The organism is Acinetobacter sp. ANC 5054 (assembly GCF_002135295.1).
GTDB lineage: Bacteria > Pseudomonadota > Gammaproteobacteria > Pseudomonadales > Moraxellaceae > Acinetobacter.
On sequence record NZ_NEGG01000019.1, the window covers coordinates 1 to 24,006 of the forward strand.

At 42.7% G+C, this 24,006-nt stretch carries 22 protein-coding genes and 2 pseudogenes; 12 read left to right on the forward strand and 12 right to left on the reverse strand.

Annotated elements, in window-relative coordinates; genetic code table 11:
• Position 1: 1 nt before the first annotated feature.
• Genes B9T33_RS15560 through B9T33_RS15570 form a run of 3 tightly spaced genes read right to left on the reverse strand, consistent with a single transcriptional unit; the run spans position 2 to position 2,405 of the window.
• The gene (locus B9T33_RS15560; RefSeq protein WP_086179801.1) at positions 2-253 is read right to left on the reverse strand and encodes a DUF6587 family protein; all 252 of its coding nucleotides are present in this window, start codon (positions 251-253) and stop codon (positions 2-4) included.
• 29 nt (positions 254-282) lie between these two features.
• Positions 283-2,145, reverse strand: a complete 1,863-nt coding sequence (gene feoB, locus B9T33_RS15565) for a ferrous iron transporter B (protein WP_086179802.1) — start codon at positions 2,143-2,145, stop codon at positions 283-285.
• Positions 2,142-2,405, reverse strand: a complete 264-nt coding sequence (locus tag B9T33_RS15570; RefSeq protein ID WP_086179803.1) for a FeoA family protein — start codon at positions 2,403-2,405, stop codon at positions 2,142-2,144. Before B9T33_RS15570 ends, feoB begins: the two co-directional genes overlap by 4 nt.
• 173 nt (positions 2,406-2,578) lie before the next feature.
• Here B9T33_RS15570 and xerD point away from each other — a divergent pair, with 173 nt between their 5' ends.
• From xerD to thrC, 4 genes are all read left to right on the forward strand, one after another.
• Positions 2,579-3,496, forward strand: coding sequence for a site-specific tyrosine recombinase XerD (gene xerD / locus B9T33_RS15575; protein ID WP_086179804.1), 918 nt, complete (start codon positions 2,579-2,581; stop codon positions 3,494-3,496).
• A gap of 96 nt (positions 3,497-3,592) precedes the next feature.
• Positions 3,593-4,405, forward strand: coding sequence for a DsbC family protein (locus tag B9T33_RS15580; RefSeq protein ID WP_086179805.1), 813 nt, complete (start codon positions 3,593-3,595; stop codon positions 4,403-4,405).
• Between the two features lie 130 nt (positions 4,406-4,535).
• Positions 4,536-5,840, forward strand: coding sequence for a homoserine dehydrogenase (locus B9T33_RS15585; RefSeq protein ID WP_086179851.1), 1,305 nt, complete (start codon positions 4,536-4,538; stop codon positions 5,838-5,840).
• Positions 5,841-5,902: 62 nt separating this feature from the next.
• Positions 5,903-7,042 carry a threonine synthase gene (gene thrC / locus B9T33_RS15590; protein ID WP_086179806.1) on the forward strand — a complete coding sequence of 380 codons (1,140 nt, stop codon included), beginning with the start codon at positions 5,903-5,905 and terminating at the stop codon, positions 7,040-7,042.
• Between the two features lie 125 nt (positions 7,043-7,167).
• Here the strand turns inward: thrC and B9T33_RS15595 are convergent, their stop codons facing one another.
• A complete protein-coding gene (locus B9T33_RS15595) occupies positions 7,168-8,217 on the reverse strand; it encodes a D-alanyl-D-alanine carboxypeptidase family protein (protein ID WP_143224025.1) in 1,050 nt (349 codons plus the stop codon).
• A 211-nt stretch (positions 8,218-8,428) separates the two neighbouring features.
• Here B9T33_RS15595 and B9T33_RS15600 point away from each other — a divergent pair, with 211 nt between their 5' ends.
• The 4 genes and pseudogenes from B9T33_RS15600 to B9T33_RS16695 form a co-directional block, all read left to right on the forward strand.
• Positions 8,429-9,064, forward strand: coding sequence for a response regulator (locus B9T33_RS15600; protein WP_086179808.1), 636 nt, complete (start codon positions 8,429-8,431; stop codon positions 9,062-9,064).
• A 23-nt stretch (positions 9,065-9,087) separates the two neighbouring features.
• Positions 9,088-10,659 carry a sensor histidine kinase gene (locus tag B9T33_RS15605; RefSeq protein WP_086179809.1) on the forward strand — a complete coding sequence of 524 codons (1,572 nt, stop codon included), beginning with the start codon at positions 9,088-9,090 and terminating at the stop codon, positions 10,657-10,659.
• Between the two features lie 23 nt (positions 10,660-10,682).
• Positions 10,683-11,847 (forward strand): annotated as a pseudogene (locus B9T33_RS15610) (sigma-54-dependent transcriptional regulator); the annotation flags it as partial.
• Positions 11,848-11,927: 80 nt separating this feature from the next.
• A pseudogene (locus B9T33_RS16695) lies at positions 11,928-12,116 on the forward strand (helix-turn-helix domain-containing protein); the annotation flags it as partial.
• 5 nt (positions 12,117-12,121) lie between these two features.
• Here B9T33_RS16695 and B9T33_RS15615 read toward each other — a convergent pair.
• The 4 genes from B9T33_RS15615 to lptF all read right to left on the reverse strand — a co-directional run bounded on the left by B9T33_RS15615 (position 12,122) and on the right by lptF (position 17,156).
• A complete protein-coding gene (locus B9T33_RS15615; protein WP_086179811.1) occupies positions 12,122-13,294 on the reverse strand; it encodes a S41 family peptidase in 1,173 nt (390 codons plus the stop codon).
• 17 nt (positions 13,295-13,311) lie between these two features.
• Positions 13,312-14,859, reverse strand: coding sequence for a 2,3-bisphosphoglycerate-independent phosphoglycerate mutase (gpmI, locus tag B9T33_RS15620; protein WP_086179812.1), 1,548 nt, complete (start codon positions 14,857-14,859; stop codon positions 13,312-13,314).
• Positions 14,860-14,982: 123 nt separating this feature from the next.
• Positions 14,983-16,053 (reverse strand): LPS export ABC transporter permease LptG, encoded by a 1,071-nt coding sequence (gene lptG, locus B9T33_RS15625; RefSeq protein ID WP_086179813.1) that lies wholly within the window; start codon positions 16,051-16,053, stop codon positions 14,983-14,985.
• A gap of 2 nt (positions 16,054-16,055) precedes the next feature.
• Complete coding sequence (gene lptF, locus B9T33_RS15630) at positions 16,056-17,156, reverse strand: LPS export ABC transporter permease LptF (RefSeq protein WP_086179814.1); 1,101 nt, start codon at positions 17,154-17,156, stop codon at positions 16,056-16,058.
• Between the two features lie 159 nt (positions 17,157-17,315).
• On the opposite strand from lptF, the gene B9T33_RS15635 reads away from it, so the two are divergent.
• The 4 genes from B9T33_RS15635 to B9T33_RS15650 all read left to right on the forward strand — a co-directional run bounded on the left by B9T33_RS15635 (position 17,316) and on the right by B9T33_RS15650 (position 20,203).
• Positions 17,316-18,764, forward strand: a complete 1,449-nt coding sequence (locus B9T33_RS15635) for a leucyl aminopeptidase (protein ID WP_086179815.1) — start codon at positions 17,316-17,318, stop codon at positions 18,762-18,764.
• Complete coding sequence (locus B9T33_RS15640; RefSeq protein WP_086179816.1) at positions 18,757-19,164, forward strand: DNA polymerase III subunit chi; 408 nt, start codon at positions 18,757-18,759, stop codon at positions 19,162-19,164. The genes B9T33_RS15635 and B9T33_RS15640 overlap by 8 nt, the downstream gene beginning before the upstream one ends.
• Positions 19,165-19,203: 39 nt before the next feature.
• Positions 19,204-19,842, forward strand: coding sequence for a hypothetical protein (locus B9T33_RS15645; protein ID WP_086179817.1), 639 nt, complete (start codon positions 19,204-19,206; stop codon positions 19,840-19,842).
• A 142-nt stretch (positions 19,843-19,984) separates the two neighbouring features.
• On the forward strand, positions 19,985-20,203 hold the full coding sequence (locus B9T33_RS15650; protein WP_086179818.1) for a hypothetical protein: 219 nt from the start codon (positions 19,985-19,987) through the stop codon (positions 20,201-20,203).
• A 51-nt stretch (positions 20,204-20,254) separates the two neighbouring features.
• Here the strand turns inward: B9T33_RS15650 and B9T33_RS15655 are convergent, their stop codons facing one another.
• From B9T33_RS15655 to ribD, 4 genes are all read right to left on the reverse strand, one after another.
• Complete coding sequence (locus B9T33_RS15655) at positions 20,255-20,800, reverse strand: VTT domain-containing protein (protein WP_086179819.1); 546 nt, start codon at positions 20,798-20,800, stop codon at positions 20,255-20,257.
• A 113-nt stretch (positions 20,801-20,913) separates the two neighbouring features.
• Positions 20,914-21,573, reverse strand: a complete 660-nt coding sequence (locus B9T33_RS15660; protein WP_086179820.1) for a riboflavin synthase — start codon at positions 21,571-21,573, stop codon at positions 20,914-20,916.
• 32 nt (positions 21,574-21,605) lie between these two features.
• A complete protein-coding gene (locus B9T33_RS15665; RefSeq protein ID WP_086179821.1) occupies positions 21,606-22,898 on the reverse strand; it encodes a DNA adenine methylase in 1,293 nt (430 codons plus the stop codon).
• Positions 22,895-23,971, reverse strand: coding sequence for a bifunctional diaminohydroxyphosphoribosylaminopyrimidine deaminase/5-amino-6-(5-phosphoribosylamino)uracil reductase RibD (gene ribD / locus B9T33_RS15670; protein WP_416202605.1), 1,077 nt, complete (start codon positions 23,969-23,971; stop codon positions 22,895-22,897). Before ribD ends, B9T33_RS15665 begins: the two co-directional genes overlap by 4 nt.
• Positions 23,972-24,006 lie beyond the last annotated feature (35 nt).

A 24,006-nucleotide genomic window follows, 5' to 3' on the forward strand; every position in this document is an offset into this window, starting at 1 on the left:
CTTATTTCCATTTTACAGCTTGGACTTCAGCCTTTTTAGCCGTGGGCTTATCCTCAGTAGAACAACCACAACCGCCTGCACAACCTGCGGCCATTTTCGGCTTTAACCACTTGGCTAAGCCATTCCAACCTTGGCGTGCACAGCTTTCAGATAGAGAACTAAAGACTGAGTTCGATGTTTTTGGAAAAACTTTCTTAAACACCACGACAGCACTCCAGATCACTAGGGCAGCCACAATTAAAATTTCAATCATTTCAGTCTCCTTTTACCTCTGCGGTAAAATTATCCAAAGTAATATGAAGCGATTTGATAGGTAATAAAGGACATCAAATAAGCCAAACCAAATAAATAAATGGTCATAAAGCTCACGGTTTTCAATGAACCTGTTTCACGTTTCACTGTTGCCAATGTTGCTAAGCAATGCGGTGCGTAAATAAACCACACCAAGAGAGATAAACCCGTCGCCAACGACCAACCCAATGAACCATCACTGCTGATCAAGTTCGCTAAGCCTTGAGACATCGCATCATCATCTGTCGCGGATAAGGCATATACCGTACCTAATGCTGCAACCACAACTTCACGTGCCGCCATAGCTGGAATTAAAGCGATACAAATCTGCCAGTTAAAACCAAGCGGTGCAAAGATCGGTTGCAGTACATGACCTAGCATGCCCGCCAATGAATAATCAATGTCAGGTAAAGTTGCCCCTTCTGGCGGTTGTGGGAAGGTACACAAGAACCACAGCAAAATAGACAAGGCAAAGATAATGCCACCGACACGTTTTAAGAAAATTTTGGCACGGTCTAATAAACCAATCCAAACACTCTTAATGTCAGGGAAACGATAACTTGGCAATTCCATCAAAAGCGCATGCTGAGATTTATCTTTTTGGAAGAGTTTAATCACTGTTGCAACTAAAAGAGCACTCACGATCCCAGCTGCATATAACGCAAACAGCACCAAACCTTGTAGGTTTAGAAAACCCCAAACAGTTTGTTCTGGAATAAATGCTGAGATCAGCAAGGCGTACACAGGTAGACGAGCTGAACAGGTCATTAAAGGTGCCACTAAAATCGTGGTGAGACGATCACGTGGATCACTAATACTACGTGTTGCCATGATGCCCGGAATTGCACAGGCAAAACTTGAGAGTAATGGGATGAAAGCTCGACCACTAAGCCCGGCTTTAAACATCAATTTATCCAGCAAGAATGCAGCACGTGGTAAATAACCTGATTCTTCAAGCACTAAAATGAAGAAGAACAGGATAATAATTTGTGGCAAGAACACCACAACACCACCGGCACCCGCAATGATGCCATCAACCACCAAACTATTCAGCAATGGATGTGATATATGCTCACCGACCACTTCACCTAGCCAGCCGAAGCCTGCTTCAATGCCATCCATAAACGGCGCAGCCCAAGCAAAAACCGCTTGGAAGATGATAAACATCATCACTGCAAGGCTAATCAGACCAAAGACAGGATGTAGGAAAATTTTATCGAGGAAGTCGGAGCGCTTATCTTCATGATTAACAAACACCACGACATCTTTGAGGATCTGTTCAATCTTGGCATGATTTGAACCGCTTAAGCTGATATCACTCAATTCGCTGCTTGGGGTTCTAAATGTTTCAGCATCTAAAGCGCCCATCAAGTTTTCAATGCCTGCATTACGTACAGCAACCGTTTCAACGACTGGAATACCCAAACGCTGCGACAACTTTTGCGTATTGATTTGCATACCACGACGACGTGCTTCATCCATCATGTTCAATACGAGTAATAGCGGACGACCGAGCTCAATCATTTCCAAGACTAAGCCGAGGTGCAGTTTTAAGTTGGTCGCATCGACTACGCACAAGAATACGTCTTGATCACCTTCTTCCGCAATTTTGCCTTGTACCACATCTCGGGTAATGGCTTCATCTGGACTGGTCGCATCTAAGCTATATGTACCGGGTAAATCCAGCACACGCACAGGCTTGCCTGAAGGCAATGTAAATTGACCAACTTTACGCTCAACCGTCACCCCTGCATAGTTAGCAACTTTTTGACGCGTACCGGTTAAATGGTTGAATAATGAGGTTTTACCACAGTTTGGATTACCAACAAGGGCAATACGTAAAGCATCACTCATGCAGATGCCCCTTCCATTGCTATTTCCACTTTTTCAGCTTCTATCTTACGGAGTGCGAAACGGGTAAACCCGATCTGAATTAAAATAGGATCACCACCAAAAATACCTTTGGTAATCACCTGTACTTTTGTCCCAGGAACAAAGCCCAATGTTTCTAGACGACTTGCGACCAAATCAGTCTGAACATCATTGCCATTTTGGTTCCGATGCACCTTGTGAATGACAGCGCTTTGTTTCACTTTCAAATCAGATAATCGCACGTATCTAACCCTAAAAAATTTTGAACATTATACAAGCAAATGAGAATAATTACCAAATCAGATTCGATTTCAATTCTCATTTGCCAATCATCCATCGACAGCCACGTGCTTTTAAATTACATTGCATTAAACCTTTGTGATTTATTGGTTTAGTTTTCAAATATGAGCTGCACATGTTAAATAAAAAACCACGTATCCCTGCCCCAGTCCAGATTCCAGAACACCTCAGTTTTTTACAGGGCTACCGTGATGATTTAATTGCGCAAACGGTCAGCCCACATACTCGAAATGCCTATTTATCTGATTTAATTCAATGCAGTGAGTGCCATTCTCAGAGCATGCAAGACTGGAATAGTGATGACATTTCAGATGTATTGCTGAGCCTGACCAAGCAAGGAAAAAGCCCCCGTTCAATCGCTCGCTCACTTTCTGCGCTACGCTCATTTTTTAAATTTCTACGTGAACAAAAATTACGCAGCGACAATCCTGTCGCAACGCATAAAACGCCAAAACTTGGGCGTGCCTTACCCAAAGATTTGTCTGAAGCCGATGTCGAAGCCTTAATCAACGCACCAGAGATCAACAGCGCTCTAGGATTACGTGACCGTGCGATGTTGGAAGTTTTGTACGCTTGTGGTTTACGCGTCAGTGAACTGATAAATTTAAGACTTGAACTCATTAACCTAAAGCAAGGTTATTTACGCATTACGGGTAAGGGCAACAAAGAACGCCTTGTACCACTTGGGCAAGTCGCCTGTGAATGGATTGAAAAATATCTAGAGAGTGCCCGACCAAGCTTATATAAGTCCTCTACAGATGTGCTTTTTCTCACGCAACATGGCGGCATCATGAGTCGACAAAATTTTTGGTACGCTATTAAACGCTACGCCTTACAAGCGGGTATCCATACAGAGCTCTCCCCGCATACTTTACGCCATGCTTTTGCCACGCATTTATTGAACCACGGGGCAGATTTACGTGTGGTACAAATGCTGCTGGGCCATAGTGATTTGTCGACCACACAAATTTACACACATGTCGCCCAAGTCCGTATGCAACAACTACATGCTGAATTCCACCCAAGGGCTTAACGGTTAAAAATATCAGACCAAGAAATACGCTCGCCCCGTGTATTTTTTGCTATGCTTACTCACCTGTTTGATAAAGCTAAAAGAAAAGGGTTGTTTATGCTATTTACCCGCTCAAAAATTTTTCTCGCATCGACACTTGTTGCAAGCATGGCTTTAGTCGCTTGCTCAAATTCCAATAATGACGAAAAGAAAGATTCAACATTAACCGCAAGCACACCAGCAACAGGTGAAGCATCAAATCTCTCTGAGCGTAATGCACAGCAGCGTTTAGTTGAAACTTTGCAGACCAATCTGCAAAAAGCCAATATCAATGCCAAAGTTCTTGGGGTAAAAGCAACTGAAGTTCCAAACCTATTTTGGGTGAGCTTTGAAGGTATGCCATCTGTATATGCAACAGCAGATGGTAAATACATTTTCCAAGGTGACTTAGTCCGTATAGGCGACAAAAAGCTGTTTAATGTGGGTGATAACCTACAAGCGGAAACCAATAAAAAACTATTTGAACAGTTAAAAACTGAAGACCTCTTGGTATACAAAGCCAAAGGTAAAACCAAACATGTCGTGTATGTCTTTACCGATGTCAGCTGCCCATACTGTCACAAACTGCATGAGCAAATGAATGACATCAATGCTCGTGGCATTGAAGTGCGCTATATCGCATGGCCACGCGGCGAACAACATATGCCAATGATGGAAACTATTTGGTGTAGTAAAGACCGTCATACTGCATTTGACCGTGCCATTGCAGGCGAGCAAATTGAACCTGCTTCATGCAAAAACCCAGTCCGTAGTATGTATGAAATGGGGCTAAATATTGGTGTGAATGGTACTCCTGCAATTTATAACGCAGAGGGCAAACATATTGGTGCATATATGTCTGCTGCTGAACTTGAAAGCGCACTTAAATAACTAATTTTTATAGGCTAAATGAATGTTTTTTATGGGTGGGAATAAAGTGATTTCTGCCCTAGAGTCCCAAGCATTTTTTAGCTATGATCTAAGCTCACTGAAAGAAACGATGAAATAAATGGAGTGTGACGTGAAACCAGTTCGTCTGGCAATCCTCGGTCTTGGTACTGTGGGTGGTGGTGCCCTTAAACTACTAAAAGAAAATGCTGCTGAGATTAAACGTCGCACCGGTCGTGAAATTGAAATTACCCATGTGGGCACGCGTCGCCCTCGTCCTGATTTAGAGCTTCCTGCTTCTGTAAAACAAAGTGCTGATTTACTCGATATCGTTCGTCAACCCGATGTTGACGTTGTGGTTGAAGTCATGGGTGGCATCCACCCTGCTTATGAAGTGATTCGTGAAGCGATTATTCATGGCAAACAAGTAGTGACTGCCAATAAAGCGCTTTTAGCTGAACACGGTAATGAACTGTTTAAATTGGCTGATGATCATCACGTACAAATCGCCTATGAAGCTGCGGTTGCGGGTGGTATTCCAATTATTAAAGTAATGCGTGAAGGTTTGGCTGCCAACAAAATTGATTGGCTGGCAGGTATCATCAACGGTACAGGTAACTTCATCCTGACTGAAATGCGTGAAAAAGGTCGTGCTTTTGCTGATGTACTGAAAGAAGCACAAGAATTGGGCTATGCCGAAGCAGATCCAACTTTTGACGTCGAAGGGATCGATGCTGCGCACAAGTTAACATTGCTGGCTTCAATTGCATTTGGTATTCCACTTCAGTTTGACAAAGTATTCACAGAAGGGATTAGCAAAGTCACTGCTCAAGATGTGAAATATGCAGAAGACTTAGGCTTCCGCATCAAACACTTGGGTATCGCTCGTCGCGCAGCAACAGGTATTGAACTCCGTGTTCATCCTACACTTATTCCAGAAGAACAGCTTATTGCTAATGTCAACGGCGTGAAAAATGCCGTATTGGTTCAAGCCAATGCCGTTGGTCCAACACTGTATTACGGTGCTGGCGCAGGCGCAGGTCCGACAGCTTCAGCAGTCGTTGCTGACGTTGTCGATATTGTTCGTGACATCTCATACACTGAAGATGGTGCTGGAACCATTCCACAATTAGCTTTTGAAAGCTTAAGTGATTTGACAATTCTGCCACGCGAAGAAATGACAACAGGTTACTACATCCGTATTAATGCCGAAGATCAAACTGGCGTTCTTGCAGATGTCACTACTATTTTAAGCCGTGCGGGAATCAGCATTGATGCGATCATGCAACAACCACGCTTAAAAGACCTTATTCCAATCGTCATTTTGACTGATCCAGTCAAAGAATCGAAAATGGATGAAGCCCTTCAACAAATTCAAGCATTGCCTGTCATTCATGGCGAAATTGTACGAATTCGTTTAGAATCGCTTGATAATTAATCGGGTCGAGGGGAGTATTTGCATTCCTCTCGCCAAGCTCTACACACAATTGGAACATCATCATGTCTAATGCCAATCGTTATACTGGTTTAGTTGACCGCTATCGCGACCGTTTACCCGTATCTGCAACTACTCGCGCAATTTCTTTGGGCGAAGGTAATACGCCACTGATTAAGCTTGAGAACATTCCAGGCATTATTGGCAAAAATGTTGAAATTTATGTGAAGTACGAGGGCTTAAACCCGACTGGTTCATTTAAAGACCGTGGCATGACCATGGCTGTAACAAAAGCAGTTGAAGCAGGCTCTAAAGCAATTATCTGTGCATCTACAGGGAATACTTCTGCTGCAGCGGCTGCTTATGCGGCACGTGCAGGCATTAAAGCATTCGTGTTGATCCCAGAAGGCAAAATTGCAATGGGTAAAATGGCACAAGCAATGATGTATGGCGCAGTAACCATGCAAATTCATGGTAACTTCGATGACGGCATGCGTCTGGTAAAAGAAGTGGCTGACCAAGCACCTGTAACCATCGTTAACTCAATCAACCCATACCGTTTGCAAGGTCAAAAAACTATTGCTTACGAAATCGTGGATGAATTGGGTCGTGCGCCAGATTACCACTGCCTACCAGTTGGTAATGCAGGTAACATCACTGCACACTGGATGGGTTATACCGAAGCCGTTGCAAATCAGCCGAAAGAAGAATTTGAACAAGTGGTTTATGATCCTGAAACAGATCAATTCACGGGTCCAAAACCAGCGGGTCTTCCAACTATGGTTGGTTACCAAGCTGCTGGCGCTGCGCCTTTCTTACGTGGTGCACCTGTTGAGAACCCAGAAACTGTTGCAACTGCGATTCGTATTGGTAACCCACAAAGCTGGAACCATGCAAAAGCTGTAGTACGTGACTCTGAAGGTTGGTTTGATGAACTTCAAGATGCTGAAATCTTAGAAGCTCAGCGTCTACTTTCAATGTACGAAGGTGTATTCGTAGAACCTGCATCTGCAGCTTCTATCGGTGGTGCAATTCGTGACATCAAAGCAGGTAAAATTGCTGAAGGTTCTGTGATCGTATGTACTGTGACTGGTAACGGTCTAAAAGATCCTGACACTGCAATTAAACAATGCCAAGACGCGGTAATGTTGTCAATTGATGCAACTATGGATCAAGTTCGTGATTCAATTCTATCTAATATGTAATTCATATTCTGATTGAATAAAAAAAACCCTGCATTTGCAGGGTTTTTTTTATGGTTTAACTTCTGTGCAACATTGAAACGTTGAGTAAATTTCAATGCAGCACACCGTCCATTGTGTTTGAATGATTAAATACGTTTAGGCAACTGACTCGCCCAATTCATTAAGCGGGTGGCGTCATTGGTACGTGCAGCGGAAGAATCAGCACCGAGTAGTACCACCACCGCTGGACGATTATTTAAAGTCGTATGCATCACGACACAGCGGCCTGCCTCATTGATATAACCTGTTTTCGAAATATTGATATTCCAACCACCATTACGCACTAGTGCGTTGGTATTGTTTGATTTCAACACGCGGTAACCCAAATTAAAATCATAGCTTGGTGTGGTTGAGAACTGACGGATCAAACCATATTGAGATGCTGTATTCACTAAAATTCCCAAGTCACGAGCAGAAGACACATTACCAGGATGCAAGCCTGTAGACTCCATATAGTGGGTCGAGTTCATTCCCAGAGAACGCGCTTTTGCATTCATTGCAGAATAAAATGCTGAACGACCACCTGGATAAGTTCGTGCTAATGCAGATGCTGCAGGGTTTTCAGATTTCATTAAAGCAAATAACAGTGCTTCAGCACGATTCATGCTGTCACCTGCACGAAGCGTCGAACTTGAACTCTTACACCCTGAACACGAGAAATCACCTTGTTGTAAGGTAATCTTTTCCGACATATTCAATCGCGCATCTGAAATGACTACAGCAGTCATTAACTTGGTAATCGATGCGATTGGCATCGCAGTATTACTATTTTTACTGTATAGCACTTCACCCGTTTGACCATCCATCACCAAGGCTGCACGTGCATTGACTGAAGGCTGACCGACATATTGATTAGTATCAATAATCTGTACAGTTTTTGCAGGCGAAGACTGAGACACACCATTTGCACTGCGCACCGATGTGGTCACTTTTGTCGATCCCTGAGGAGATGGCTCATCAGAATTGTAAGATACGTCGCCATTAAGCAACTGATCTGCATCTTGCGAAGACCAACTGATATTTGACTGCGAATTTGCTCCGCTATTCATGACAAGTTCTGCCGAACTGAAACTACTCATACTCAACAAAACTGACATGCCTAATATATGCATTAGGGACTTATTTAATTTTTTCACCATTACTCACTCAACTCAGGATGCTAAACATTTGCTTAAGACCTGCAATATGCCGTACATTTACCACAACTAAGAACATTTTTTGCTCACACATTGTGTATGAAGTTTTTCATTTCATATAAGAATAGGATTGCTAATTTTGTCGTTTCATTGCAAGCTTATTTTGCTTTATGTAACAAAAAAAATAGATTTGATTTGAGGGAGAGTGTAGGTGATCACAGTTTTAGTGGTAGATGACCACGAATTAGTCCGTACTGGTATTTGCCGTATGCTCGAAGATCATGCCGATGTTCAAGTGATCGGTCAGGCTGAGTCTGGCGAAGATGCGATTACTTTAGTACGTCAACATCATCCCAATGTCGTGCTTTTAGATGTCAATATGCCCGGGATTGGTGGTGTTGAGACGACACGTCGTTTATTACAAACTGCACCTGAAACAAAAGTATTGGCTGTGAGTGGTTTAGCTGAAGAACCCTACCCCTCTTTGCTCCTTAAAGCTGGTGCAAAAGGCTATATCACTAAAGGTGCGCCTGTTACTGAAATGGTCCGTGCAATCAATAAAGTCATGCAAGGCGGTAAATATTTCAGTGCTGATATTGCAGAACAGTTGGCCAGTTCATATTTATCCGACACTCAGCAGTCACCTTTTGATGCCTTATCAGAACGTGAGATGCAAGTAGCGATGATGGTGGTGAATTGTATTAGCGCTCAGGAAATTTCCGATAAATTATTTGTCAGTGTAAAAACCGTCAACACTTACCGTTATCGTATTTTTGAAAAGCTCAATATTGACAGTGATGTCAAACTTACACATTTAGCGATACGCTACGGGTTAATCAAACCTTAATAAAATTACATGTTGTTACTTTCATGACACAGCGTTCAGTTCATACCGAATTGAACCAGTATCATTTGGGACTCTGGTACAGCGCTTATCGCTTTATCATTAGTGCTTGTCTGCTGCTGGTTTACCTCCTTACCTACCCGCAACTCAATTCGGATTATGAATATCCACATCTATATCTTTATGTGCTGACAGCATATTTATTTTTTACCAGTCTTCAATTTTTATCACTTGGTCGTTTCAAAGTACATATCCCTGATCAATTGATGATGCTTTTTGTGGTTGATGTCATTGCGCTCAGTTTACTGACCTTAGCCATGGACGGACCCAACTTACATCTTAGCCTGCTATTTGTGATCACGATTTTTGCCGCATCTTTATTACTTGATGCAAAAAAAGCTTTGGTGATCACCTTAATTTCGGTGATTTGTGTAGTGTACCAACTGTTTTTAGGTTCTATCTTAGATTTCACTTCACTCAAGAACCTCACCAACAGCGCCATCTTGGCCTTCTTATTTTGTGTGGTGTATGGCAGCGGGCAAATTGCTGTAAAACGATTCCAACTTTTAGAAAACCTCAATTTTTCTCAATCGTTAGAACTACATCGATTGCAGAATATTAACCGTTATATCCTTGAGCAAATTGATACAGGTTATTTGGTTTTAGACGAAAATTGCCATGTGGTCTTAAGTAACCCAGCAGCATGTCATTTATTGGGTATGACAACCTCGTATCAACAGGATAAATACCCGCTCTATACCACTCAACCAGATTTATTCGAACTGCTTAAATTCGAAGATCTCAAAAGTGGTGAAAAATTTCAATTTGAATCTCAACAAAGTCGTTACCATATTCAGGTGTTAGTGCAAAAACTAGTTGTACCACAGCAGATGCTCACCCTCTTGGTATTACAAGATGCGCAACGTTTAAATCAACAGGTTCAGCAATTAAAATTGGCAGCCTTAGGACAACTTTCTGCCAGCATTGCACATGAAATTCGTAACCCTTTAGCCGCAATTGTGCATGCCAATGATCTATTGCCGAACAGTGATGCGGAACAACAGCAAATGCTCAGTACGATGATTTCGCGCCAAGCCGTTCGAATTGATCGCATCATTCAAGACACACTGAATATGGTGAGAAATAAAGAAACGCACCCGACCGTATTAAACTTGGCTAAATTTATTCCTATTTTTATTCAAGAAGATCTGCCCGATGTACAGGGTCAGATTCGTTTAAATATTGATACAAGCAGCAACATCGCCTTTGATGAAGCACAATTGCGGCAAATTTTGATTAATTTGATTCGTAATGCAATTCGACATAATGACCCTGCATTTTCATACATTGAACTCAATGTCAGGATTCAACAGAAAAAAGTGCTGATCGATGTGCAAGATTTCGGTTCAGGTGTTGCTATTCAAGATCAAGCTCAGCTATTTCAACCATTTTTTAGTACCGAAATTACTGGAACTGGTTTAGGATTATATCTTGCACATAGCTTCTGTGAAGCTAACCAAGCACAACTTTCCTATGTAGAACAAAAACAGGGAGCGTGTTTTCGGGTTTCGTGCCAAAACGTTGTTATTGATTCGTGATTTAAATTATTTTGGGGAAAGCTGTGGATTCGCAACCGCTCGTATTATTAGTAGATGATGAAGAAGACTTATGCACACTCATGCAAATGTCACTGTCACGCATGGGCGTCAAAACGCATGTCGCACATCGTCTTGATCAAGCCAAACACGCTTTATCTAAACATGTATATGATGCTTGCCTGACAGACCTCAATCTTCCAGATGGCAATGGTTTACAGCTTTTAGACTGGATTAATGAACACTGCCCTTCACTACCTGTTGCAGTACTTACCGCTTATGGCAATATGGAAATCGCGATTGCAGCGCTTAAAGCGGGTGCATTCGATTTTGTCAGCAAGCCCATAAATCCGAAGCATCTTGAACAATTGTTGGAAAAAGCCCTAAATAAACCGATCGCAACAGACCTGCCAATTCAAGACAGTCTAGAACATAAAATGTTGATTGGACAATCGCTTCCCATTCAACAACTGCGTAAAACCTTGAAAAAAGTCGCGCGCTCACAAGCACCCGTATTCATCACGGGTGAATCAGGTACAGGCAAAGAAGTTGTCGCCAATCTGGTGCATCGTTTAAGTAACCGCAACGAAGGGCCTTTCATTGCCATCAACTGTGGCGCCATTCCAACGGAACTGATGGAAAGCGAACTCTTTGGACACAAAAAAGGGAGCTTTAGTGGTGCGACACAAGACAAACAAGGTTTGATTCAATCTGCGCATGGCGGCAGTCTGTTTCTCGATGAAATTGCAGAGCTACCATTGGCCATGCAAGTGAAACTTCTACGTGCAGTGCAAGAAAAACGCATTCGCCCTGTAGGTTCGGACTGTGAAATCGATGTCGATTTCCGTGTCATCAGTGCCAGTCACCAAGACTTAGAAGCCTTAGTCCAACAAGGGCGTTTCCGCCAAGATTTATTTTTCCGCATCCATGTTATGGATTTGGTTTTACCAGCTTTACGTGAGCGAGATGAGGACATTCTGCTCCTAGCACAGCACTTTATTCAACGAATCAGCAGTGAATGGGAAATTTCAGCGAAGCCCTTAACTGAACGTGCGAAAAGCTTCCTGCTCAACCAATACTATCCTGGCAATGTACGCGAATTACGCAATATTATTGAACGTGCCATGACACTGTGTGACGACGACAGTATTGATGTCCAACATCTACAAAGTTCACCTCTACGTCAGCCTAATCTGTTAATCCAGCCCCAAACAGCCCTAAACAATAGTGCTGTTGACACGACAAGTCCTTCAGAAATTAATGTGTCTTCTCGCAAACTACCTGAAGAAGGTTTAGAGCTGTATTTGGAGACCATTGAAAAAGAAATTCTGCTCAACGCACTGAATATCACGCATTGGAATCGTACACTTGCCGCAAAAAAACTCGGCATGTCATTCCGCTCGCTGCGCTATCGCCTGAAGAAATTTGGACTAGATACTGAAGATGAAGAAGTCGGTTAAGCTGACTATTTTTGCATAAGCAGCAAATCTGCAACATGTTCCACATAGCTTTCTTCACGTGTGTCATGTTGCAGTGGGTAATTAAAATCAGGTTGTACACCAATTCCTTCAATCATTTTTCCATTTGGCGTGAGATACTGCGAAACCGTCATCTGCAGCGCTGCACCATTACTCAGTGGAAATAGTTTCTGTACCACGCCTTTGCCATAACTTTTTTCACCCGCTACCCAAGCGCGTTTATGCTCTTTCATTGCGGCGGTAAATACTTCTGCAGCAGAAGCTGAGCGACTGTTAATTAAAATACCGACTTTTAAATTTTGAAACTCAAAACTCGGTAGTGCTTGAAACTGTTGGTCACCTTCCGAGCGACTGCGCGTTGAAACAATCACACCTTGATTGAGAAATAAATCGGCAGATTCAACCGCCGCAGACAAAAGTCCACCAGGATTATTTCTTAAGTCAAATAATACGGCTTTAACTTTGGGTGAATGACTTTCAATTAAACGCTTAATTTCATTCGCAGTGTCTTGTTGGAACACTTTGACATGGAGCACCAATACCTGATTATTGAGTAATTTGGATTCAATATCGGTTTCAATTTTGGTATTTCGTACAATACTGAGCGGCTGACTGGCAGTCATTAACTGCAAACTCACAGTTGAACCTATCGCACCAGATAACAAATGTCGAACTTGATCTTGATTGAGTTTTTTCAGTTCTTGATCATCAATTTTAAAAACGGCAGCACCATTTTTTAACCCTAACTTGGCTGAGTCTGCATCATTTTTTAAATTACTGATCACCCATTGCTGTGATGCAGGATCAAAACGTAAATTAAAATCGACGCTGGCCAAATCACCTTCGGTGTATTGCAATAATTGTTTGTAATCTTCAGGAGATAAATAACGCGAGTAGCGGTCTAAACCACTGACTAAACCCGAAATCGCTTGCTGGAATAAAGCATCGTCATTTTTTTCAACGACATAATTTTCTTTTACGATGCCATAAATTTGTACAAATTGTTGAATAGATTCGACTGGCACTTCAGCATAGCTTTGCTCATAGCCCCCATCAAAATCATCGAAAGCCGACTTCGCCTTGTCGGCTCCCCAGACAGAATGGCTGGCACACATGAGCGCGGTCATCGTTGCAACTGACGTCCAGTGTGCTTTAGTCATTCTTTTTTCCTTACATATTAAGCTTGAAGTGTAATCAGATTACGACCTTTCATTTCGGTAGGCACAGGCACATTCATCAATGTTAATAGTGTTGGTGCAACATCCGCTAAAACACCACCCTCAGCAATCGTTGCCGAAGTTGGGCCGACATAAATGAACGGTACAAGCTCAGTGGTATGCTGCGTATGTACTTGACCGCTTTGGTAATCTTGCATCTGTTCCACATTACCATGATCCGCTGTAATGAGCATGTGACCTTTTTGTGCCATGACTGCTTCATATACACGACCTAAGCAAGTATCCACCGCTTCAACCGCTTTTACCGCTGCGTTAAATACGCCAGTGTGTCCCACCATGTCGCCATTCGCAAAGTTCACCACCAACAAATCAAACTCACCTGAGTTAATTGCAGCAACCAACTCATCAGTCACTTCATAAGCACTCATTTCAGGTTTTAAGTCATAAGTGGCAACGTTTGGTGATGGAATCAAAATACGCTTTTCGCCTGAGTATTCGTCTTCACGACCACCACTGAAGAAGAACGTCACGTGTGCATACTTTTCAGTTTCTGCAATACGTAATTGGGTTTTACCCAAATCCGATAAATATTCACCAATTGAGTTATGTAATGCTTCAGGCATGTACGCCACAGGTGCATCAATCGTCGCTTGGTAACGTGTCAACATCACAAATTTTGATAGTGCTGGCACAACTTTACGTTCAAACCCTGCAAAGTCTTTTTCAACAAATGCTTTAGTAATCTCACGTGCGCGGTCAGCACGGAAATTCATAAATACAACACTGTCACCATCTTGAATTGCTGCTAACTCGCCAATACGTGTTGCTTTAACGAATTCGTCTGACTCTTCTGCCGCATAGGCTAGCTCTAAGCCTTCTACTGCTGTTGCAGCTGTACGTACAGCTTCGCCTTCAGTCAATAAGCGATAGGCTTGCTCAACACGATCCCAACGATTGTCACGATCCATTGCAAAATAACGACCAATCATCGTCGCAATACGACCTTGACCCGGATATTGTGCAAATAAAGCATCTAGTTTTTCTAAAGAAGGTTGCGCGCTTTTTGGTGGCGTATCACGACCATCAAGGAATGCATGCAAATACACCTTCGCACCACGTTTTAGTGCCAATTCAGCCATTGCTACAATATGGTCTTCATGTGAGTGGACACCACCCTGAGAAAGAAGACCCATGATATGTACCGCACCTTGAGCAGCTTTGGCTTTCTCGACTGCATCCACCAAAACTTCGTGCTCAAAAAAAGCACCTGTACGAATATCTTTAGTAATACGGGTAAAATCTTGATACAGCACACGACCTGCGCCCAAGTTCATATGACCCACTTCAGAGTTACCCATTTGACCATCTGGCAGACCAACATCTTCACCTGAACCAGAGATCAAACCATGCGGATGCTTTTCCTGCATTGCAGTCAAGTTTGGTCGTTTTGCTGCTAGAAAGGCATTGTCCTCGACCGCTTCGCGATGACCCACACCATCCATAATTACCAACACGTGAGGGATTTTGCCAGCAGTTGCATCCGTCATAATGAACACTCTTTTCGTTTATAAATTAATCATCATATCTTACCGAATTTTCGGTGAAGACTCTATGTGACAACCATGGTTAATCTGGGTTGTCAGCATTGTTTTACTCAATCTTATACCGATTTAGCGGGCACGATGCAGCAAGTAACCCCCTGCGGCAAACATGAGAACAATCGGAATAAAGACAAACCACGCAGGCGATGGTGCATACACCAAACTTGCATAGCCGAGAAAATCTTGTAAATAATAAAAGCCCAGTCCTGCAAATAAGGCAATCACCAAACGGAAACCCATGGACTGTTGACGTAGTGGTCCAAAAATAAAGGAACACGCAATCACCACCAGTGCGATTAAAGCAAATGGCGAACCTAATTTTTGCCAAAATGCCAACTGATAGGTTTTCGGGACTTGGCTATATTCATGCATATAGCTCATAAAACTCACCAATTGACTTGGAGAAAGATCTTCTGGGTCAATCGTGACCATATGCACATATTTTGGCTGTAAGGCCAAAGCTAAAGGCTGCTCAGTACTTTGCTTTTTGACTGCATCACCCGTACTGACTAAATCAATTTGGGTTGAGTTATTCAGTGTCCAAGCACCATCTTTTACAAAGTTGCCCTGCTCTGCATTTAAAGTGCCACGTAAACGATACTGATCATCGAAATCGACCACTTGAACATCTTTGATCTGACCTTTTGAGTTTGCATAATCAATATAGATAAAGCGCTGGCCTTCACGAGACCAATAGCCTTTTACTTCGCCCAATTCAGCTGCAGTACGATGGCTCTTAATGCTTTTTGCTTGCTCGTTGGTGTATGGAATCACCCATTCACTTAAGGCAAACGATAGCACCACTAAAATTAAGGCTGAACGGATCACCCAACCCACAATACGCCATAAGCTAATGCCAACAGAGCGCATCACAATTAATTCACTGTTAGATGCCAATGTACCCAGACCCAATACAGAACCAATCAGTGCAGAAATAGGTAAAATTTCATAAAGATAATTGGGCGCACTCCACAATACATATTGCAATGCATTCCACGCGTTATAACCTTCTTTCAGCGAGCCTAGTTCACCTAAATAAGTGAACAAGACCTGCAAACCTGCCAATACGGCTGTCGCGCCCAACATGGCGAGAGCTGTAGTCTTGGTCACATGTTTCGCAACTATACGACGTGCCAACATTGTTAAGACCTCACTCGCTGAATTTGTTTCTTAATCTTTGGTGCCAATTTTTGTTTACGTGAAAATAGTGCAGCAGCAATACCATATACTGCCAACACCAATGGATAAGCACCGATACCCATTTCGTCTTTACTGATCCGCGTTTTGATTGCCATTAATGCCACAATTAAGCTAGCAAAAATCAATAAGGCAGGGAAAAGCTTCAAATAACGACCTTGACGTGGACTCACTTCAGACAACGCCGTTGCCAATAAAAGCGCTACTAAAATGGCAAATGGCACAAAAATACGCCAACCCAATTCGCTGGACACCACGGGATCATTTCGATTATCCCAAAGTTTTGATGTTGGTAATGCTTCAACATCGGTACTTTCAAATTTGGCTTCTTTATCGCTTTCTAGACGTAAACGATAACTTTGGAATTCTGCTTGGCTATAGCGTGGCTGCCCGGGATAAATTTCATATCGACGGCCTTCAACCAAATCGACCACATTGGCATTGTCATTTGGCACTTCAATGCGTGTCGCTTCTTTGGCTAAAATAATGACATCGGGTTTACCCTCTTTTTCAGCTCGCTGATAGAAAAATATATCTTTTAAATTTTTACGGTCTTCCGATAGATCACCAGCATAAATGGTGTAGGGTCCAGAGGAAATAAACTCTTTGGGCCGAACCAAATCAAAGCCTGTGCGCACCGCTTGTGTCGTGGTCAATGCTTCAAACTGGCGGATCCCCCAAGGCGACGCCCAAAGCATTAAAAATGCTTGCACTGCCATGAAAACCACGGTCATTGGAATGAGTAGACGGGACAGCTGGTTACGGCTCACACCACTGCCATTTAATACTGCCATTTCATGGTCAACATACAGACGACCAAAAACCAACATTAAACCAATGAAGAAACCGAGCGGAAGAATTAAGGTTAAAAATTCAGGCAAACGATAGCCAATAATGCTGAATAAAATACTCGCATCTAATCGACCTTGCGCTGCAACACCAAAGTACTTGATCAAACGACCGCCCATCATGATCAAGGTCAATAAGGCAATCACAACCAGTGATGTCGACACCACTTGCTTGACCAGATAACGCCGAATAATCAAATTAATTCTTCCAAAAATAGGGCAAATAAAAACTAGCGTTAGTTTACCCGAATGTTAAAAATATAAAACCTATACTCTAGTTGTTCATTGAAACTCTATTCAGATAAATGTTTCAATGGTTTAATGGTTTATAAATTTAAAAAGGCATGAATACCGCACATGAAACTTTCTATTAATACGTCATTCTCTGCGAATGCGTCCAGCCAATATTTGTTGATATTAGTAGATTCTGAGCACGTTCAAAATGCAGCGACATCTTATCAAATCAATGATTTAGACAACTACATCGAAGCGACTCAATTTAAAGCAAGCTTAAATGAAAACCTACCATTAGTGGGTACTGTTGCCGCTTGTCGCAATAGTGCACTTTTAGGTCTAGGCAAAGTAGCTGAATTGCAAGTGAATAAATTTGCAAAAATCGCACAAAGCATTATTAAAGCGTCACAAAAAAAATTCCAACAAATCAGTATCGACATCTCTGCACTGCCGCAAGAACAGCATTACCTGTTTGCACTAAGCTTGACTCAAGCGGCATATGCTTTTGATGAATACAAGTCAAAGAAAAACGAATTTGTTTTAGCGCAAGTGAATTTAATTGCAACTGAAACCACACTAAGCTCTGCACAACTTGAGCTCATTAGCGCAGTACAATCAGGTCAGAGCTTCACGCGTGACTTAGGTAACCGCCCAGGTAACATTTGCTTCCCTGAATATCTTGCTGACCAAGCACTGGCATTGGCTGCAGAATTTCCAGATCAACTCAAAGTCACTGTACTCGATGAACAGCAAATGGCTGACCTCGGTATGGGTGCATTCCTTGCAGTCAGCAAAGGTTCAGACCGCCCAGGCCGTATTATTACGATTGAATATTTATCCAACCGTGAAGAAGCTCCTGTGGTCTTGGTGGGTAAAGGCGTGACTTTTGATACGGGTGGTATTTCACTCAAACCAGGCGCTGGCATGGATGAAATGAAATACGACATGTGTGGTTCAGCATCCGTTTTGGGAACAATCCGCGCATTATGTGAGTCAAAATTACCGATTCATGTGGTTGGTGCGATTGCAGCTGCGGAAAATATGCCTTCAGGTCATGCAACACGTCCGGGTGACATCGTAACCACCATGAGTGGTCAAACCGTTGAAATTTTAAATACCGATGCCGAAGGTCGTTTGGTACTGTGTGACACATTAACTTATGTGAAACGCTTCAACCCTGCCCTCGTGATTGATATTGCAACTTTAACTGGTGCATGTGTTGTCGCACTGGGTTCAGTCTTGACGGGTATGTTTACTCCAGATGATGAGTTGGCAGCAGAGCTTAGTGCAGCAGGGCAAAACAGTTTTGACCGCGTATGGCGCATGCCAGTCATCGATGACTACCAAGAACAACTCGACTCACCATTTGCCGATATTGCCAATATTGGCGGTCCGAAAGCGGGTTCAGTCACTGCGGCGTGCTTCTTACAACGCTTTACTCGCGACTACCGTTGGGCGCACTTAGACATTGCGGGTACAGCATGGAACTCGGGTGCGAACAAAGGTGCAACGGGTCGTCCAGTACCATTATTAATGCAATTCTTGGTGAATCGTGCTCAAGCGAATGGCTAAAGTAAGCTTTTATTTATTTGAAAAAAGTCCAGAACGACAAGTCGAAAGTGCTTGTCGTTTATGCCGTAAGATTCTGCGTCAGCCTGAGCGTATTTGGCTCTACTGTGCTGACCTAAACTTGCAGCAACAATTGGATGAACGCCTGTGGAGCTTTGATGCCACAGGTTTCATTCCACATGGAATCGATCAAAACGATGCAACTGTGTGTATTTCTGCTCATTTGCCAGAACAATCTGATTGGATTGTGTTTAATTTTAACGAAGTGGCACTTGATCAATATGCAAGTTTTAGTCACATTATCGAAATTATTGAAAATAACGAAGCTGCCAAAATTATTGGCCGTGAAAAATATAAACAATATCGACGTTTGGGCCTGCAACCTCAAACATATAAACTCTAAGTCGATATTGCTACTGTACTTTAAGCAAGGAGATGCACCATGGCATTAAATGTAGGTCCCGATTTTAAACAGCGCTGGTTAAATGTGCCTGAAGCTGTACGTCAGACCTTTATTGATGACCTTGGTCGTGTTTGCGATGTACTCAATCCAAGCACCGATATTCAACAATGGTTGGCTGATGACCAAAAACAGCAGCAAGTTTCCTTAGAGAAAGTTGAAACAGCTTATGCGGATCTAAAAGCACAACTCATTGAAGATGCTCGAATTCGTAAGCAATTGGCATTAGAAAAAGCCCTTGAAGAAAAACGTGCGGCTGAACAAGCCTATGCCGACCAGCTCAAACGTGATGAAGAAATGCGTTTTGCCGCGCAAACCCAAGCTTTGGCGATGATGCAGCATAATCTTGATCGGGATGTGCAAAACTATGCGGCGCGTTACCATAAAAATCCAGAAACAGGCTTAGTTGGATGGTCTGCTCACTCTTCTGTCAATGAAGGACAAATGCTGTCCGAGCTAGAAAGTGTCCGTGTGCGTTTAGAACTTGAAGCTGAAACACAAATTGAATCTGCGGTAGCTGATTTCCGTGAAAAACTCAAAATCGCGGCTAAAGAGGAAATTGACTATATCTTGGCAAACTCAAGCTTTTCAGCTCACGTACCAGAACATAACGAACTTTAATTCCAGTGTATTGAACCCGATGTCATGAAAATGACATCTTTCTGCAACATGATATTCATACAGTTGAAATATTAGCTACAGTCTTTCACTGCGGTTTCAGCTGATGAAAATATAAAATCATGCATCCAGATGGGAATTCAACATGGACATCATTCACCAGATCACCCAGAAAATATCGTCACTCTCTGCCGGTGAACAATGGGAGATCAGCGCCAAAGCACTTTGGCTGAGCCATTCTGATTTTCACAGTATTGCTGTGTATTTAAATCGTGAGTCTGAAAAAGGGCTGTTCAGCATTCAACAACCTCCTTCAAGCACTTTGTGTGAGAGTGTCAGCATGGTCAAAATTATTAAGCATTAAATTTTAGATCTTAAAAAAGCCCCAAATGGGGCTTTTTTATCTGCAATGTACTTAAACTAAATCTGCGACAGCCGAAACGGTATGACCAAGGAAAAAACCAATTCCTAATAAAACTGCAATCCAAATGAATCCACCCAATACGTTATAAAACATAAAGATACCCAAATTCATACGTGACGAACCTGCAGCAAAAGGTGCAAAAGATCGGACGAAGGGTACAAAACGTGCTACTAAAATGGTCTTACCGCCATGCTTCATAAAGTATTTATTGGTTTTTACCAAATACTCAGGTTTGAAATATCGGGTATGTTTATTGAAATATTTAATCCCTAAGAAACGACCCGTATAGAAATTGACTAAATAACCCAACACAGATGCGACAAATAGCATAATGCCCATGGTATGCAAATGAATCACGCTAGTGGTTGAACACAATGCACCAATGGCGATGAGTAAGCTGTCACCCGGAAGGAAAAACAGGAAGACCGAACCCGTCTCAGAAAAGATCACCAAAAACAAAATTGCATAAATCCACACACCATAGTTGTCCAATAAAATGGGCAACCATTGTTCCAGATTCATTAAAAAATCAATCATTGTCACCTGTCTGATTATTCATCGTATTTGCAAATACCGCGACGCATTATCACCAAAAATAAAAAAACAGTCTAATTTTTCAATCAGACTGTTTGGTTTTCTTCGGTATCAACTTATTTCAAGAAGCCATTTTCAGCTAGAAAATCTAAGCTAATTTTTGATTGCTCTGTGGTCTCAGCCGCTTTATCACCCAGCAGTAAGCGTTCAATATAACGCGCCAATACATCAACTTCCAAGTTGACTTTTGTACCTGTTTTCCACGTCCCAATATTGGTTCGGTCTGCGGTATGTGGAATCAAATTTAAACTTAATATATTGCCCCGTAAATGGTTGATGGTCAGGCTAATACCATCCACAGTGACCGAACCTTTTTCAGCTAAATAGCGTGCAATTTCTTTTGGTGCAGTCACTTCAAAATAAATAGAACGTGCATCTGAACGGACAACAGTAATTTCGCCAACCGCATCGACATGACCACTGACAATGTGACCACCAAAACGCGTGGTCGGTAACATGGCCTTTTCTACATTGACCGCCTGTCCTGCTTTCCAATGCTCAAGTGTGGTTCGATTTAAGCTCTCACGAGATACATCGGCAGCATACCAGTTACGACCAAAATCAATGACTGTGAGACAAATACCATTGGTGGCAATTGAATCACCCAAATGTACATCAGACATATCAAGGTCTGTTTGAATTCGCAGGCGAACATCACCGCCTATATTTTGAATGCTTTCAACCTTGCCTAAACTTTCAATAATGCCTGTAAACATATTCAATCCCTGATCAAAATGGGCTGTGATTTTTACCACAAATCAAGTTGCGTGCTGACGCCTGAAGTATCCACGCCACCCAATTCTGCAAAATGATGCAGTTGGCTTAACAACTGACGAATAGGTGGACCTGATTTGGCATGAGTGTCGGTAATCACAATAAATTCAAGTACGCGTGCACGCTCAGACTGACGTTGTTTACTCACGCGATAACGTGGCACATCTTGCGTCAATAAACTCACGCGACCACGTTTAAGGTTGGCTTGTAACAAATCAGTCGCGCTGATATTACCATCGGTTGAATAGCTGGTCAGAATATAGCGTGCATTAATGGTTTCTAATAATTTTTCATAAGCTTCTTTAGCATGCTTTGAAGAATTATAAGGACTAGGACGTTCTTTACGCCATGCACGGTCAATCCCGCTCTTAAAGCCTTTGGTATCTGGAGTCGGTAAATCGACCTGATCCCATAAGGTTAAAGCATTCAACACGTGGTAATTACTGCTGTACGCATGTTGGTTATACGGTGGATCAAGATAAGCCACATCGACTTCAAAGCCGCTCATTTGATTGGCCAAATGCTGAGCATCAACACACCACATTTCTGCCGCTGGACGTTTCGGATCGCCAATTTCACAAAAGCGACTCGGTGTTAACCACAGCAATGATCCAATACGATCTAGCGCTGCTTGGGTCTTCCCCCCCCAGCCATGGTGAAAGCTTTTAAATACGCCACTGGTGTTACTGACAAAACTGGCTGAATATAGCAATGGAGCCAACAAGGCACTCATTTCTACATCATCAATAGCACCCTGCGCCTGCCATGTGGCAATTTGCTGACGAATTGCATCAATACGCATGCCATTACGACGTTTGAAGAACAAACGGTCACGTGCCGGATCATAAATCTCGTCATTACGTGGACACAAGTTATGGGTCACCCAACCTTTGACTTCGGGTAAACGGTTCAAATAATCAATGGCTTTCTGATAGCCACCTAATTCTTTAAATGCAGGCGCTTCAACACAAGAAAGAATCGCACTGTTTAAGGCATGGCTATACGGTTCCCAGTCATTGGCAATCACACGATAGCCATTTTGACGTGCTAGACGTGACACCACACCAGAACCGGCAAAAAAGTCTGCAAAAATTGGCGCACGACCATCTTCACGCTTTAAGGTTCCCGTTTGCTCAAGTGCTTCTAAAATCAGATGTAACAGACGTCGCTTGTTTCCTAAATAAGGAACCAATTGATGGAAAAGATATTCGTCGGTGGTACGAGCCGCGTGACGACGTTTGTGATAAACCGTAGACTCTGAATTCATAGCGTCTCTTGAGAAGGGATTAACCTTAAGCGAATGTCATCACCCATTTGAGTGACTTCTTTCAACTTAAATCGAAGCTGCTCTGCCATGCGGTCAAATTCCGCATTAAACATTGCACGAGCTGACCGACCCAAAAGCGTCGGTGCAACATAACTGATCATTTCATCGATCAAATGTTCTTGTAAGAAAGCGGTAGATAAGGTTGCGCCCGCTTCCACCAACACATCATAAATTTGATGCTGTTGGACTAATGTTTTTAACAGATCCGTCAAAGACTGAATCTCAAATTGTACCACGCCCAAGTCTGCAAGTTCCTGACGATATGGCCCCATGACCATCACAGTTTTAGGTTGTTCTAACATTTTTGCTGTGAGTGGTAATCGCCCTTGCCTATCGAGTACGATGCGCTTCGGCTGAACGATGCTTTGCATATCTATAGCATCGAGCTGACGAACATTCAGCTGACAGTCGTCTGCTAAGACGGTTTCAATACCTGTAATGACTGCACCTGAAATGGCACGCCAATGTTGAACATCCTGACGTGCAACAGCACCCGTAATCCATTTTGATTCACCTGAAGCCATAGCCGTACGGCCATCTAAACTTGAAGCAACTTTTAAACGAACATAAGGCATACCTGTTGCCATTGCTTTGAGAAAACCCAAATTTAGTTGATGCGCTTCCTCTTCACAAATCCCGGTGATCACTTCAATGCCCGCATCTCGCAGGATTTGCACGCCTTTTCCGGCCACTAAAGGGTTTGGATCGGGACAAGCCACCACTACTTTAGCGACACCTGCCTCGACCAGACCTTTGGCACATGGCGGCGTACGCCCATAATGTGCACAAGGCTCTAAGGTCACATAGGCAGTTGCACCCTGTGCGTTTTCACCTGCTGCACGCATGGCAAAGACTTCAGCATGTGGTTGACCTGCTTTAGGGTGATAACCTTCTCCAACTAATTGACCATCTTGAACAATGACACAGCCTACATTGGGATTTGGCCGAGTTGAGTACTGTCCAAGACGGGCAAGTTGAATGGCCTGCTGCATCCATTGCTGATGCTGCTGCATAAACACTTGATCTGACTCAGACATGAACGAACTCT